Below are 12,868 nucleotides of genomic sequence, written 5' to 3'. Positions count from 1 at the left end.
GCACAGGTGATACCCATGCCCACCGAGACGGCACATAAACGCATTCAGGAAATCACCGCGCGCATTCGCGAACGGTCCAAGCCGACACGCGAAGCCTATCTTGGCCGTGTGCGAGAGGCTTCATCCAACAAGCCAAAACGCGCAGTGCTGGGCTGTGCCAATCTCGCGCATGGTTTCGCCGCCTGCGGCCCGCACGACAAGGCGGCGCTGATCGGCGACGAGATTCCGAACCTCGGCATCATCACCGCCTATAACGACATGCTGTCGGCGCATCAGCCATTCGAAACCTTCCCGCAGCTTATCAAGCAGGCTGCACGTGAAGCGGGTGGCGTGGCGCAGGTTGCTGGCGGCGTGCCTGCCATGTGCGATGGGGTTACGCAGGGTTTTGCGGGTATGGAACTGTCGCTGTTCTCCCGCGAAGTGATTGCGATGGCAACCGCCGTCGGCCTGTCGCACGATATGTTCGATGCAGCCGTTTATCTCGGTGTCTGCGACAAGATCGTGCCCGGTCTCATCATTGGTGCGCTGACCTTCGGCCACCTGCCCGCCGTGTTCGTGCCTGCCGGTCCGATGACCAGCGGCCTGCCGAACGATGAAAAGGCCAAGACCCGCCAGCTCTATGCCGAAGGCAAGGTCGGGCGTGCCGAACTTCTGGAATCGGAATCGAAGTCCTATCACGGTCCCGGCACCTGCACTTTCTACGGCACGGCCAATTCCAACCAGATGCTGATGGAAATCATGGGCCTGCATCTGCCGGGCGCATCCTTCATCAATCCGGGCACGCCGCTCCGCGACGCCTTGACCCGCGAGGCTGCCAAGCGCGCGCTGGCGATCACTGCCTGCGGCAATGAATATACGCCAGTCGGCGAAATGCTGGATGAGCGTTCCTTCGTCAATGGCGTCATCGGTCTGAACGCGACCGGCGGCTCGACCAACCATACCATCCACCTGATCGCCATGGCAGCGGCTGCCGGTATCAAGCTGACATGGCACGATATTTCCGAGATTTCGGATGTGGTTCCGCTTCTGGCCCGCGTCTATCCGAATGGCCTTGCCGACGTGAACCATTTCCATGCCGCTGGCGGCATGGGCTTCCTGATCCGCGAACTGCTCGATGGCGGCATCCTGCATGAGGATGTGCGCACCGTGTTCGGCGAAGGTCTGCGTCCTTACGCGATCGAACCGAAGCTGGGTGCTGACGGTACAGTCGTGCGTGAGCCGGTGCCGGAGAAAAGCGGCGACGACAAGGTTCTGGCCAAGATCCATGCGCCATTCCAGCCGACCGGCGGCCTCAAGGTTCTGACCGGCAATATCGGCAATGCGATCATCAAGGTTTCCGCCGTGAAGCCGGAGCGCCAGGTCATCGAAGCGCCCGCCAAGGTCTTCAACGATCAGGCAGAAATGCAGGCCGCGTTCAAGGCTGGCGAGCTGACCGGCGATTTCATCGCGGTGGTTCGCTATCAGGGGCCGAAAGCCAATGGTATGCCCGAGCTGCACAAGCTGATGACGGTTCTGGGCATTCTGCAGGATCGCGGCCAGCGTGTTGCTCTTGTTACCGACGGTCGCCTGTCCGGTGCATCAGGCAAGGTGCCCTCCGCTATCCACGTCACGCCGGAAGCTCTCGATGGCGGCGCCATCGGAAAAATCCGCGACGGCGATGTCATTCGTCTGGATGCCGTGAACGGCACTCTGGAAGCTCTGGTCAATGTGGCCTTGCTGAATGACCGTGGCGAAGACCGTCCCGATCTTTCAGGCAACGAGCATGGCATGGGGCGCGAATTGTTCCGCGCTTTCCGCCAAATCGCCGGACGGGCCGACGAAGGCGCTTCGGTGTTCTGAAAACAGTCCGAATGAAATTAAGGCAAAACAGCGATTTCAGCTGTTTTGCCTCTCAAACCATCAAAACCGGAATAAAACCGCGCGAAAAGCGCGGTTCAATTGTGTCAAAAAACTGGCTTTTTCACGCCAGCAGTGCGGCAGGCCGCAGTCAGCGTGTTGGCCATCAGCATGGCGATGGTCATCGGACCGACGCCACCTGGAACTGGCGTGATCGCTCCGGCAACTTTTTCGGCTTCCACGAAATCGACATCGCCGACCAGTCGTGTCCTGCCTTCGCCCCGTTCCGGTGCCGGAATGCGATTGATACCGACGTCGATCACCGTTGCTCCCGGCTTGACCCAATCGCCCTTGACCATTTGCGGGCGTCCGACCGCCGCCACCAGAATATCCGCCGTGCGGGCAATCGCGGGCAGGTCTTTCGTGCGGCTGTGCGCAACCGTAACGGTTGCATTGGCAGCGAGCAGAAGATTGAACATCGGCTTACCAACAATGTTGGAGCGACCGATTACCACGGCATTGAGACCCGAAAGATCACGGCCATGGATGCGCTCAATCATGATCATCGCGCCCGCGGGCGTGCAGGGAACGAAAGCCGTTTCAACTTCGCCGGTGCCAAGCTTGCCGACATTGATAAAGTGAAAGCCATCGACATCCTTGTCGGGTGAAATGGTCTGGATCACCCGGCCTGAGTCGATGTGCTTCGGCAGCGGCAACTGCACCAGAATGCCATGAATGGCGGGATCGTTGTTCAAGCTTTCGATCAGGTCGAGAAGCTCCTGCTCCGACGCCGTTTCCGGCAGATCGTGCTGCACCGAGTGGAAACCGCATTCCTTGGCCTTCTTGCTCTTGGAAGCGACATAGACCTGACTTGCCGGGTCTTCACCGACAATCACCACCGCAATGCCGGGCACGATGCCGGTTGCGGCCACGAGCTTTTCGGTTTCGGTCTTCACCGTGGAAACCACATCCTCGGCGAGCTTCTTGCCATCAATCAATTGAGCCATAGCGAGCGCTCCGTTCTTTTGTGATATCGGGCTTAAGTGTCTGGGAGATACACGACATCTTTTTCGTACACATGCCCATAAGCGTCATGATGCCCGATGACAATTGGCGAATGCGCGACAATGCAGGATTTTATGAAGTTTCAGAACGGAAAGTCCTGCGAGAACCGGTCAGGACTTTGCAACACGGGATGAGCGCACATCATCGATGGCACGACCGAGGGCGGCATTTTCCGTGGTGCTGTTGGTGCCTTCATTCTCGGCTTCCCAGCGCGCATTGGCTTCGCGGATAACGGCAGCAAGCCGGGTTTCGCCATAGGGTTCCAGAACCTCGTCCGGCTCGACTTCGCTTCTGACCGACGATCGGGGCTTGCGACCGGCCAGCATCATCGCAAGAAGGCCAAGCAAAAACCCGCCCAGCAATCCAAGGGCGATAATCCCTTGTGGAGAGAGAGTGCGCGGGCTCGGTTCCGCCATCGCTGGCGTAACGATCCGCACTGTCGCAGCAGACCCCGCCGAGGCAGGTTCGCCCCGTGCCGCACGCATCTGCAAATCTTCAAACAGCGCCTGCTTTGCCGCCGCATCGCGTTCCAGCATCTGCAGGCGTGCTTTGTCTTCGTCCGTGGCAGGCGTCGAGCCGAAACCGGCAATGGCAGCCGCTGCCTTTTGCTCGCGTTCGACCGCATTCTTAAGATCGGCCTGTAACACACTACGCTGGCTGGAAATCTCCTTGTCGATGTCCGCCTCGATCTGGTTCGCATCAGCCCCCTGCCCTGCAGCGCGATAACGCTCCACCAGAGCACCCAACGCTCCAGATCGCATGGTTTCAGGCACGCCCTTACCGGCGAGGCTCTCCGCAGTCGCGCCGTTCAGGCTGTTGGCCTCCGCTGCGATGCGCGCTGTCTCGACCTTGCTGTCGGCGAATTCACGTTGAAGTGCGGCCTTGTTGTCATCGTCGCCAAAATCCCGGCTGACGCGAAAAGCAGTTGCCGCCTGCTGCGCCGCTTCGGCATCCGCCTCCAGACTTTGCAGGCGCGCCGGAAGATCACCCTCAGACCCGCTCAGTTCAGCGCCACCCTGCAGATGATCGCGAAATGCCTGTGCAACGGCATTGGCCAAAAGTGCTGCCGTTTCCGGCCTGTCAGCCATAGCCTCGACATTGACCGTGCCGCTGTCGAGTGCCTGTGTAAAATCAAGACGCTGGCGCAGCAATTGCGCACCCGACATCTTTTTATGTCCAGTCAGGGCCGGAGATTGCTGGTCTTCGGGCAACAATAGGGTCAGGCGAAAGTGCAATTCCTCCAGAAATGAAGGAGCGCCGAGATCGGCTGCACGTTCAATGCGCGCCATCTGTGCGGCGCGCTCAAGTACGGCATTCGAGGCAATTTCACTCCGCCGCTCCGGCGGGAAAACCTGCAAGGATGCTGTCGCGCTATATTGGGGCGGCTCCAGAACAGCATATGCGGTTCCGATAATTCCGCCCAGCATTGTGAAACCCGCCAGAAGCCCCCAGCGACGCCAGCGGCGTGGCAATTGTAGCGGCTTTTCAAGTTTCGGCACGATGGTTGATGTGGGGGCAGCTGGCGCGGGTTGCGTCTTGATCGGTGCACCGTCGAGATTGGCTTGCAGCGCCTCCCGCACGGCATTCATCCGGCCCTGCATATCCGCCTTTGGATCAACTCGCTCGCTCGCTTCAGCGTCTAACAAATCCTGTTTGCGGCGGAGCAACTCCTCGCGGCGCCTTTGATGTTCGCGCTCTTCGTCATTGTCTTCGGTCGCGCGAGCGGATGGCACAGGCACAAGGAATTCCGGCGCATAGGCCAGAAGTGGGCGCGCAGCAGCACGTCTCCTTTCTCCGTCCCTTTCCACCATCGCTCCGTCCCGTTTTTCACCCGTGGCTATTAATCCAGATTAGTATTCATCATGGCAAATAAATCGTTAAAATTGCAATTATATGTATTGATTCATACAGATAAATCAGGAGGCCGTTGTGAGCACCGAAACGGAATACCCGATCGATCCAGAGCGGCTGAGTGGCATAATCCAGTTTATCCAGAATGCAGAGCGGCTGAAAAGCACTTTGCGATCCGGTCATACCTCACAGGGCCGACCGGAAAGCACCGCCGAACATAGCTGGCGGCTATGCCTTCTGGTTACGCTGTTTGACCGTGAGCTGGGCGATTGCGACCGGCTGAAACTCATCAAGATGTGCATCGTCCACGATCTGGGCGAGGCGATTTCCGGCGATGTGCCCGCAATCCACCAATCTGCCGATGACGGGCGAGCCGAGCGCGAAAAAGCGGACCTCATGACGCTGTGTGCCCCGCTGCCGGACGATCTGCGCGCAGAAATCATGGAGCTTTGGGCGGATTACAGCGAAGGCAAATCGACGGAAGCTATTTTTGCCAAGGGCTTCGACAAGCTCGAAACCATGATGCAGCATAATATCGGGCTCAATCCGCCGGATTTCGATTATGCATTCAATCTCGACTACGGCGTCAAGCAGACGGCGCGCCACCCGCTGCTACGCCAGTTCCGCGAAATCGTGGACGCGGAAACCCGGAGCAATGCTGAAAAGCGTTAGAGCATTTCCTGTTTTGATTGCACCATCGGAAATACTTTATCTCTTTGTTTCTACATATGTCTTTATCCTATCGTTGCGGGATAAAGACATGCCCTAACTCAACGTCGCGAAGTGGCGCAGTGTGAAGGTGATCTGGTAAATCAGCGCGGCGGCGGCGAAAATCGCATGATAGCGCCGGTTATCCCAGAACACCGCAATCAGACTGAACAGGATAAAGCCTGCAACCTGAATCGGATATTCAGTGCCATAGAGCCGGTAGTGATCGGCTCCCTTCAACAACGTATCGATGAAATCGGCCACATAGACCAGCGCCAGAATGCCGAAAAACCACTTGCGCCGGGAAATGAAGTAATCGCGGTAGCCGGTATATTCTTCCATACTGTCGGGGAAGAGCAGCGTGCAGAGCAGGAAATACAATCCGGCATAAAAGATTACGAACAGATACTTCTCGAAAGTCCAGAGCGGAATGGTTCGCAAGTTGAACTCGAACCACCAGAAATGGATCACCGAAAGCAGGATGAAACCCACCCAAGCCAGATGGACCGGGTAAATTTTCTGCTTGCCGGGATGCTGGATAAAGCGTGCCAATCCAGTCAAAAGGCGTGAAACACACAGGCCGAGGATCATGCCTATGATGATGCGGACATGGCCAAAGGCTTCGGCTGGCGGCACACCCGTTGTCAAAGCCGGATCCATTCTTCCCCTCCGAAGCTTCACTCAACTTTGGTTCATATTGGTCGATATATTTTGGGCGATCAATGATTTAACCTCAGAAATTCGTGGATACGCCACATATACTTGCGGAGTGTAATAAGGCGGGGCTATACCATCGCGGGCCATGTCCAAATGAAATCCAAAGGTGGAACAATCAATATGCATGACACGGTAATTCTGGTCGGTTGCGGCAATATGGGCTTCGCCATGCTGAAAGGCTGGCTCGATAGCGGTATTCTCAAGGCAAAAGACGTTTATGTCGTGGAGCCCACCGAAGCACTTCGCGATCGCGCCACTGGTGCTGGCGTCCATGCCTTTGCCGATGCTGAAGCCCTGCCCGGCGATCTGAAGCCGCGCATGGTTCTCGTGGCGGTCAAGCCGCAGGTCATGGCACAGGTTCTGCCAGCCTATAAGCGCTTCGCACCCGCTGCCACTTTCGTCAGCGTTGCAGCCGGTATTCCGGTCGCCCTTTTTGAAAGCAAGCTTGGTCACGATGCAGCCGTGCTACGCTGCATGCCGAACACGCCTGCCGCCATCGGCAAGGGGATGCTCGTCACCTACAAGAACGCCAATGTGACCGACGAAAACGCAGCCTTCGTTGCCCGTCTGCTTAAGACATCCGGCAAGGTCGCAAGTGTGGACGATGAAGCGCTGATGGACGTTGTAACCGCCGTTTCGGGTTCTGGGCCTGCCTATGTGTTCCACTTCATCGAGGCGCTGACCGATGCCGGTGTGACCGCCGGTCTGCCGCAGGAAACGGCAGCTTTGCTGGCCATGCAGACGGTGATGGGCGCAGGCGCGCTGGCCGATGCCAGCACGGACACGCCGTCAAAGCTGCGCGAACAAGTGACAAGCCCGAACGGCACCACCGCTGCCGCGCTCGAAGTTCTGATGGGCGGCGACCGCCTCAAGACGCTGGTGGCTGAAGCGGTGGAAGCGGCTCGCAAGCGTTCCGTCGAGCTTGGCAAAGCCTAAACTATCAATCTCGGCACAGCCTCGATGAGCGCTTTGGTAACAGGCGCTTGCGGTGCCGTTATCAGCTCCCGCGTCGGGCGGCATTCGACAATCCGCCCACGCTCCATCACCGCGATACGATCCGCCATTTGCGCTGCCACTGCGAGATCATGCGTGATGAAAAGATAGGCCGTCTGTGCGGCTTTCTGTATATCCCGCAGCAGGTTGAGAATAGCGCCGCGCACGGTGACATCGAGCGCCGAAACCGCCTCGTCCAGTACGATCAGCGACGGAGCGGTTGCAAGCGCCCGCGCAATCGCGACGCGCTGGCGCTGCCCACCGGAAATCTCATGGACGCCGCGCAGTGCCAGCGCCGGATCAAGCCCAACCGTTTGCAAAAGGCTGGCAATATCGCGCTTGAGCCCATGAATGCGTAGCGGTTCGCGCAGGAGATCATAGACGCTCGCACGTGGGTTAAAAGCCGAGAGCGGGTCCTGAAACACCATCTGCAAGCGCGCCCGCTGCTTGCGGAGATCGGCCCCTTTGAGCGCCAGCCAGTCCTCGCCTTCAAAATGGATTGTACCGCCTGCAAGCGGGTGAAGCCGCAGCAGTGCCCGCGCCAGCGTGGACTTGCCGCTGCCAGACGGACCGACCAGCGCCAGTGTCTCGCCCGGCTGGATCGTGAGGCTGACACCATTGAGCGCAAGGGCGTCGCCATAGCTTAAAATGAGATCGTCGGCCTTCAGAATCGGATCAACCATGGGCTGCCTCCAGCACCGGCACGGCAGCGATCAGAGCCTTCGTATAATCTGTTTGTGGGTCAGAAATGATCGTTCGAGCGGAGCCAAGTTCCACCAGCACGCCCTGCCGGAAAACCGCGATACGATCCGCCAGTCCCGATGCCAAAGCGATGTCATGGGTGATGAAGATCAGCGTCATTCCGTCTGCGCGCACCAGTTCCTGCAGAAGAGAGACAATCTCCTTCTGCACAATGGTGTCGAGTGCGCTTGTCGGCTCATCCGCAATCAGCAGGCGCGGACCGGCAGCAATGGCGAGCGCAATTGCGATGCGCTGTTTCTGCCCGCCCGAAAACTGGTGCGGATAGCGCGAAAAACTTGCTTCGGGTTGCGGAATGTGAACGCGCTGTAAAAGGCTTACTGCTTTGGCTTTCGCTGCCGCTCGGTCAATTTTTGCGTGGGCGCGAATGGTCTCGACAAGTTGCGCGCCCACCGTCATCAGTGGGTCGAAGCTCGATGCCGGGTCCTGAAACACGAAGCCAATGTCGCGTCCCGGTAGCGGCTTACCGTCTGCCCATTCCATATTGCCCGAAATGCGAGCATTGCCCGGCAGGAGCGAGGCCAGCGCCAGCGCCAGCGTGCTTTTGCCCGAACCGCTTTCGCCGATGATTGCCAGAGTTTCACCGCGTCGGACATCAAGATCGATATTCTCCAGCGCCGTTTCACGGCCATAGCGTACGCAAAGCTGTTCCAGCCGGACAATCACCGTCATGACTGCACCTCGCGCCGGGACAAGGCGTTCGTCAGTCCTTCGCCCGCCAGATAGACACCGACGACAGTGAACGCCAGTGCCAGTCCCGGCAGGATAGAAAGCCAGGGCGCAGAGCGCAAAACCGTGCGGCCCTCGGCGATCATGCCGCCCCAGGTGACGCGGTTCGGATCGCCCAAGCCCAGAAAGGACAAGGCCGCTTCGATCAATATGGCGGAAGCGACGATCACCGGCACCAGCGCCAGAACCGGTGGCAGAGCATTGGGCAGTATCTGGCGGAAAGCGATTTCCATCGGATGCATGCCGATGACGCGAGCCGACGCCACGTAATCGCTTTCGCGAATTGTGAGCACCTGCCCGCGTGTGAGGCGCGCAGCCTGCGTCCAGCTTGAAAGTGCAATTGCTGCAATCAGCACCGGCAGCGACGGCCCGGCAATGCTGACCAGCGCCAGCGCCAGCAGAAAGCCCGGTACGGTCTGGAAGGCTTCCGTAATCCGCATCAGGACTTCATCGACGATACCGCCCGCAAAACCGGCCAGCGTCCCGACAGTGCTGCCGAGGACGACTGCGGCGCAGGCTGCGGCCAGCCCGACTGCAAGCGATGTGCGCGCACCATAGAAAAGCTCAGCCAGAACATCACGTCCCAACCGGTCAGTTCCAAGAATAAAATCTGCATTGTCAAAGGGTTGCAGCAGCGGCGTTGAGACAATACTTAAAGGATCTGCGGGAAAGAGTAGCGGAGCGGCAAGTGCTGCCAGCACGAGCAGCACCAGCAGGATTGCACCTGCTATACCCTCACCCGTTCTGAAATAACGTTTAGCCCCGCTCATGCCCTACCGCCTCCGGCAGCGATACGCGGATCAAGCCAGAGATAGATCAGGTCGATAAGGAAATTCACCACGATCACCATGACGGCGCTGATCAGAATGACTCCGAGCAGAAGCGGCGTGTCGCGACTTGCGACGGCCTCCTGCGCAAGCCGTCCCAGCCCCGGCACGGCGAAAACGCTTTCGATCACCACGCTGCCGCCGAGCATGGATGCGGCCTGCAAGCCCAGCACGGTAAAGAGCGGCAGCAATGCATTCCGCGCCACGTGGCGCAGGACAATGCGCGAATGCGAAATGCCCCTCGCCCGCAAGGCACGCACGAAATCCATGCGCCATATGTCGGCCATGGCGGCGCGCATGACCCGCAGGTAAAGCGCCAGATAAATCACCGCCAGCGAAACGACCGGCAACACCAGATGGACCGCAATGTCGCCTGCCCGCGCCAACCCGTGCTTGCCGGAAGCGATTGTTTCAATGCCGCTCGACGGCAACCACCGCAGCCTGATCGAAAACAGGATGCCCAGCACGAGCGCCAGCCAGAAACCGGGGATCGCATAAAGAACCAGCGATGCAACGGAAAGAAACCGGTCGCGAAAGCTTCCGGGCTTCGCCCCTGCCACGATGCCAAGGAGCGACCCCACGGCAAAAGACAAGGCAGTCGCCGCCCCCATCAAGAGAAGCGTGTTGGGCAGGCGCTCCAGAATAACGTCAAGAATGGGCCGGTTGAAACTGACGGACCAGCCGAGATTACCCTGCACAAGGGTTGCCAGATAGGCCCCGAGCCGATGCCAGACCGACTGATCCAGCCCCCAGCGCGCCCGCATTTCTGCAATCGTTGCCGCATCACCGCCGAATGTTACGGCATAAGCGTCGACGGCATCGCCCGGCGCGCTTTCCAACATAAAAAAGCAGCCGACAATGACAATCACCAGCACCATAATGCTGCCGACCAATCGTTTGCGGAAAAGGGCCAGAATCTGTTTCACGGTGGCAGGATACAATCAATCCACGAGGTTCGTCACTGTTCCAGCCACGTATCCGCCCAGTTGGAAACTGCCCAGCGCGGATTGCTGGAAACATTCTTCACGCGGTCGCTGGCGACGGTGATGAACCCCCATTCCGCAACATTGATGAGCGGCAAATCTGCGTCCACCATCTGCTGGAACTGATGATAGAGCGCCGTGCGCTTTTTCTCATCGATTTCGCGTGCGGCTTTGGCGATCAGCGCATCCAGTTCAGCATTGGCATAGCCGCCCTGATTGGAAAACGGCACGCCTGCCGGGATACCGCCCTCAACCAGAATTGTCGTGGATATGGCCGGATCACCACGATAAACCGTCGGCGCAATGGCCAGATCAAAATCGTGGTCAGTGTAAACTGCCTTCTGGTGCGCGGCGGAATCGTTGTTGACGATGCGTGCATCAATGCCGAGCGCCGCAAGCGCCTGCCGCAGATAATCACCGAACTGTTTCGTTTCGTTGAAATAGGGCGCCGGAAGAAGCTTGAGCGTGAAGCGCGTTCCGTCCTTGCCCCGCTCGTAACCAGCCTCGTCCAGAAGCGCATTCGCTTTTGCGACGTCGAACGGATAGGACGGCACATCATCGGTATAGAACTGGCTGTCATAACGCGGCACAGGACCGGTCGAGGTCTTGGCGTAACCGAGGAAAATTGTCTTCACCACAAAATCGCGATCGATGGCATGGGCGATTGCCTGCCGAACCTTCAGGTTCGCCAGTTCCTTGCGGCGGTGGTTGATTTCCACCACGAGCTGGTAGGTCAGCGCCTCATAACCCTTGGAGATGACCGTCAGGCCCGAAACCTTCGAAATGCGGTCCAGATCGGCGAGCGGCACGGCGGAGAAAGCAGCCAGATCGACTTCTTCGGCCTCCAGCGCGCCAGCCGCTGCGGCGCGATCCGGCAGCACGCGATAGACAATCTCGTCCAGATAAGGCTCACCCTTGCCCCAATAAGCGTCGTTGCGCGTCAGTCGGTAATATTCGCCGGTCTTATGTTCGGCATATTTGAACGGACCGGTGCCTACGAGCTTTTCATTGGCTGGATTAGCCATGACGTCACTGCCCGCAAAGACATGCTTCGGCAGCACTGCCGTCAGCGCCGGCAGGGCATTGCGGATAAGCTGGAAGGGCGTCGGCTCGGAGAAATGGAAAACGGCAGTGAGGTCGTCTGGCGTTTCAACCTTTTCCAGCGCCTTGAACACAACACGGCCCAGGTTTTGCAGCGGTTTCCAGACTTCCATGGCCGAAAATGCCACATCCGCCGATGTGAACGGCTTGCCGTCATGCCATTTAACGCCTTCGCGCAGACGGAACCTCACCGTCAGCCCGTCGGCGGAGCCTTCCCAGCCTGTCGCAAGCCGTGGCGCGAGACCATTTTCGCCCTCGAAGGACGTTTCCGCCAGAGGTTCGATCACCTTGCTTGCGATAAAGAAAACGCCATTGGAGGCCACGATGGCCGGGTTCAGATTACGTGGCTCTGAATCTGCGGCCACAACCAGCCGCCCACCTTTCTGCGCTTCACCAGCCGCATTCGACCGTTGCGGCCAGACGGCGACAGCGGCCAAAGCGGTCGATCCCGCCAGAAAAGCCCTACGTGACAGAACCAGTTGAGCCATATCCATTGCCCCGCAATCACATTTTCATTTGACGACTTTTTATACCAGTCACCCGTAAATGACAGGATCAAAACCTGTTACCGGAACAATAAATATCGAAAAACACTTCGCTTTCCGGCATCTTTAACCGTCAAGTAAAAATGATATTTCAATTATTTGCTAGCTTATTAATGAAGTATTTCAACCTATGCGTTTGAATTATTTTTTCGATTAAACCCAATTTAAAGAAAATCCCCTCTTGCCAAACAGGGCTTCTTCCGTAGATCATGGTTAATTATGTGTTGTCGTATTTCGTGAGCTTCATTTCGACACGGCACGCATAGACCACTGAAGAGCAATTCATGGCTCTTATTTGAATGCATTTGTGCGCCCCATTTCATTCATCTGGCCGCAAATGCCCCCTGAAAGCTGAACCCATTGGAAGAGAGGAAACAGAAATGTCTAGTTTGCTGCCCCCGCTTCATGACGGTCACGCACCGATCTATCTCCATCATGCATTCCAGGATGCGGTCGATGCTTATGAAGATTGGGCTCTGGAAACGACCGAACCGTCCGTTCAGGTCAACGGCAAGGTCACACGGATCAGTGTCATCTTCCGCCGCCTGTGGAACTGCACCGACATGGTGCCGCGCCACACGCTGGAAGCGCTGAGGGATATCGTCCCGACCGGCATCATCCATGCTGAACACTGGAAGGAAACGCCCACATTTGCAGAAGCTGCCCGCATCATGCGTGCTGCTCTGGAAGGGCGCAAGGCACGACGGCTCCCGGTCGTGTGCTGATTTCCTGAAACCCATAAAGGAAACGGGCG

12 protein-coding genes are annotated in these 12,868 nt (G+C 58.0%); 4 read left to right on the top strand and 8 right to left on the bottom strand.

Features of this window, described 5'->3' with window-relative positions:
- The first annotated feature begins 15 nt into the window (after positions 1 to 15).
- Positions 16 to 1,839 carry a phosphogluconate dehydratase gene (gene edd, locus CES86_RS23980; protein WP_010659145.1) on the top strand — a complete coding sequence of 608 codons (1,824 nt, stop codon included), beginning with the start codon at positions 16 to 18 and terminating at the stop codon, positions 1,837 to 1,839.
- A gap of 104 nt (positions 1,840 to 1,943) precedes the next feature.
- On the opposite strand, the gene folD is transcribed toward edd, so the two are convergent.
- Together folD and CES86_RS23970 are read right to left on the bottom strand one after the other, a co-directional pair.
- Positions 1,944 to 2,843, bottom strand: a complete 900-nt coding sequence (gene folD, locus CES86_RS23975; RefSeq protein WP_012093300.1) for a bifunctional methylenetetrahydrofolate dehydrogenase/methenyltetrahydrofolate cyclohydrolase FolD — start codon at positions 2,841 to 2,843, stop codon at positions 1,944 to 1,946.
- A gap of 168 nt (positions 2,844 to 3,011) precedes the next feature.
- The gene (locus CES86_RS23970) at positions 3,012 to 4,712 is read right to left on the bottom strand and encodes a Wzz/FepE/Etk N-terminal domain-containing protein (RefSeq protein WP_094515606.1); all 1,701 of its coding nucleotides are present in this window, start codon (positions 4,710 to 4,712) and stop codon (positions 3,012 to 3,014) included.
- Positions 4,713 to 4,830: 118 nt separating this feature from the next.
- On the opposite strand from CES86_RS23970, the gene CES86_RS23965 reads away from it, so the two are divergent.
- Entirely contained in the window at positions 4,831 to 5,424 is a 594-nt protein-coding gene (locus CES86_RS23965) for an HD domain-containing protein (protein WP_094515605.1), read from the top strand.
- A 93-nt stretch (positions 5,425 to 5,517) separates the two neighbouring features.
- On the opposite strand, the gene CES86_RS23960 is transcribed toward CES86_RS23965, so the two are convergent.
- Positions 5,518 to 6,120 (bottom strand): hypothetical protein, encoded by a 603-nt coding sequence (locus tag CES86_RS23960; RefSeq protein WP_094515604.1) that lies wholly within the window; start codon positions 6,118 to 6,120, stop codon positions 5,518 to 5,520.
- Positions 6,121 to 6,297: 177 nt separating this feature from the next.
- Here CES86_RS23960 and proC point away from each other — a divergent pair, with 177 nt between their 5' ends.
- Entirely contained in the window at positions 6,298 to 7,113 is an 816-nt protein-coding gene (gene proC / locus CES86_RS23955; RefSeq protein WP_094515603.1) for a pyrroline-5-carboxylate reductase, read from the top strand.
- On the opposite strand, the gene CES86_RS23950 is transcribed toward proC, so the two are convergent.
- The 5 genes from CES86_RS23950 to CES86_RS23930 are packed head-to-tail and all read right to left on the bottom strand — an operon-like array spanning position 7,110 to position 12,057.
- Positions 7,110 to 7,853, bottom strand: coding sequence for an ABC transporter ATP-binding protein (locus CES86_RS23950; protein WP_094515602.1), 744 nt, complete (start codon positions 7,851 to 7,853; stop codon positions 7,110 to 7,112). The two genes, proC and CES86_RS23950, sit on opposite strands and share 4 nt — an antisense overlap.
- Positions 7,846 to 8,601, bottom strand: coding sequence for an ABC transporter ATP-binding protein (locus CES86_RS23945; protein WP_094515601.1), 756 nt, complete (start codon positions 8,599 to 8,601; stop codon positions 7,846 to 7,848). Before CES86_RS23945 ends, CES86_RS23950 begins: the two co-directional genes overlap by 8 nt.
- Positions 8,598 to 9,428, bottom strand: coding sequence for an ABC transporter permease (locus CES86_RS23940; protein ID WP_010659153.1), 831 nt, complete (start codon positions 9,426 to 9,428; stop codon positions 8,598 to 8,600). The genes CES86_RS23945 and CES86_RS23940 overlap by 4 nt, the downstream gene beginning before the upstream one ends.
- Entirely contained in the window at positions 9,425 to 10,426 is a 1,002-nt protein-coding gene (locus tag CES86_RS23935) for an ABC transporter permease (RefSeq protein ID WP_094515600.1), read from the bottom strand. Before CES86_RS23935 ends, CES86_RS23940 begins: the two co-directional genes overlap by 4 nt.
- A 17-nt stretch (positions 10,427 to 10,443) precedes the next feature.
- A complete protein-coding gene (locus CES86_RS23930) occupies positions 10,444 to 12,057 on the bottom strand; it encodes an ABC transporter substrate-binding protein (RefSeq protein ID WP_094515821.1) in 1,614 nt (537 codons plus the stop codon).
- A gap of 437 nt (positions 12,058 to 12,494) precedes the next feature.
- On the opposite strand from CES86_RS23930, the gene CES86_RS23925 reads away from it, so the two are divergent.
- Positions 12,495 to 12,839 carry a BRA0787 family protein gene (locus CES86_RS23925; protein ID WP_010659156.1) on the top strand — a complete coding sequence of 115 codons (345 nt, stop codon included), beginning with the start codon at positions 12,495 to 12,497 and terminating at the stop codon, positions 12,837 to 12,839.
- Positions 12,840 to 12,868 lie beyond the last annotated feature (29 nt).

Origin of the sequence: Brucella lupini, from assembly GCF_002252535.1 — a bacterium.
In the GTDB taxonomy this organism is placed as follows: domain Bacteria; phylum Pseudomonadota; class Alphaproteobacteria; order Rhizobiales; family Rhizobiaceae; genus Brucella; species Brucella anthropi.
Note: the sequence above shows the minus strand (reverse complement) of the source record. Positions and strands in the feature narration are given on the sequence as shown.

Excerpts from the sequence above, each read along its gene's own strand:
- CES86_RS23970 (WP_094515606.1), bottom strand. The coding sequence starts at position 4,712 with ATGGTGGAAAGGGACGGAGAAAGGAGACGTGCTGCTGCGCGCCCACTT.
- proC (WP_094515603.1), top strand. The coding sequence starts at position 6,298 with ATGCATGACACGGTAATTCTGGTCGGTTGCGGCAATATGGGCTTCGCC.
- folD (WP_012093300.1), bottom strand. The coding sequence starts at position 2,843 with ATGGCTCAATTGATTGATGGCAAGAAGCTCGCCGAGGATGTGGTTTCC.
- CES86_RS23945 (WP_094515601.1), bottom strand. The coding sequence starts at position 8,601 with ATGACGGTGATTGTCCGGCTGGAACAGCTTTGCGTACGCTATGGCCGT.
- CES86_RS23940 (WP_010659153.1), bottom strand. The coding sequence starts at position 9,428 with ATGAGCGGGGCTAAACGTTATTTCAGAACGGGTGAGGGTATAGCAGGT.
- CES86_RS23950 (WP_094515602.1), bottom strand. The coding sequence starts at position 7,853 with ATGGTTGATCCGATTCTGAAGGCCGACGATCTCATTTTAAGCTATGGC.
- CES86_RS23960 (WP_094515604.1), bottom strand. The coding sequence starts at position 6,120 with ATGGATCCGGCTTTGACAACGGGTGTGCCGCCAGCCGAAGCCTTTGGC.
- CES86_RS23925 (WP_010659156.1), top strand. The coding sequence starts at position 12,495 with ATGTCTAGTTTGCTGCCCCCGCTTCATGACGGTCACGCACCGATCTAT.
- edd (WP_010659145.1), top strand. The coding sequence starts at position 16 with ATGCCCACCGAGACGGCACATAAACGCATTCAGGAAATCACCGCGCGC.
- CES86_RS23930 (WP_094515821.1), bottom strand. The coding sequence starts at position 12,057 with ATGGCTCAACTGGTTCTGTCACGTAGGGCTTTTCTGGCGGGATCGACC.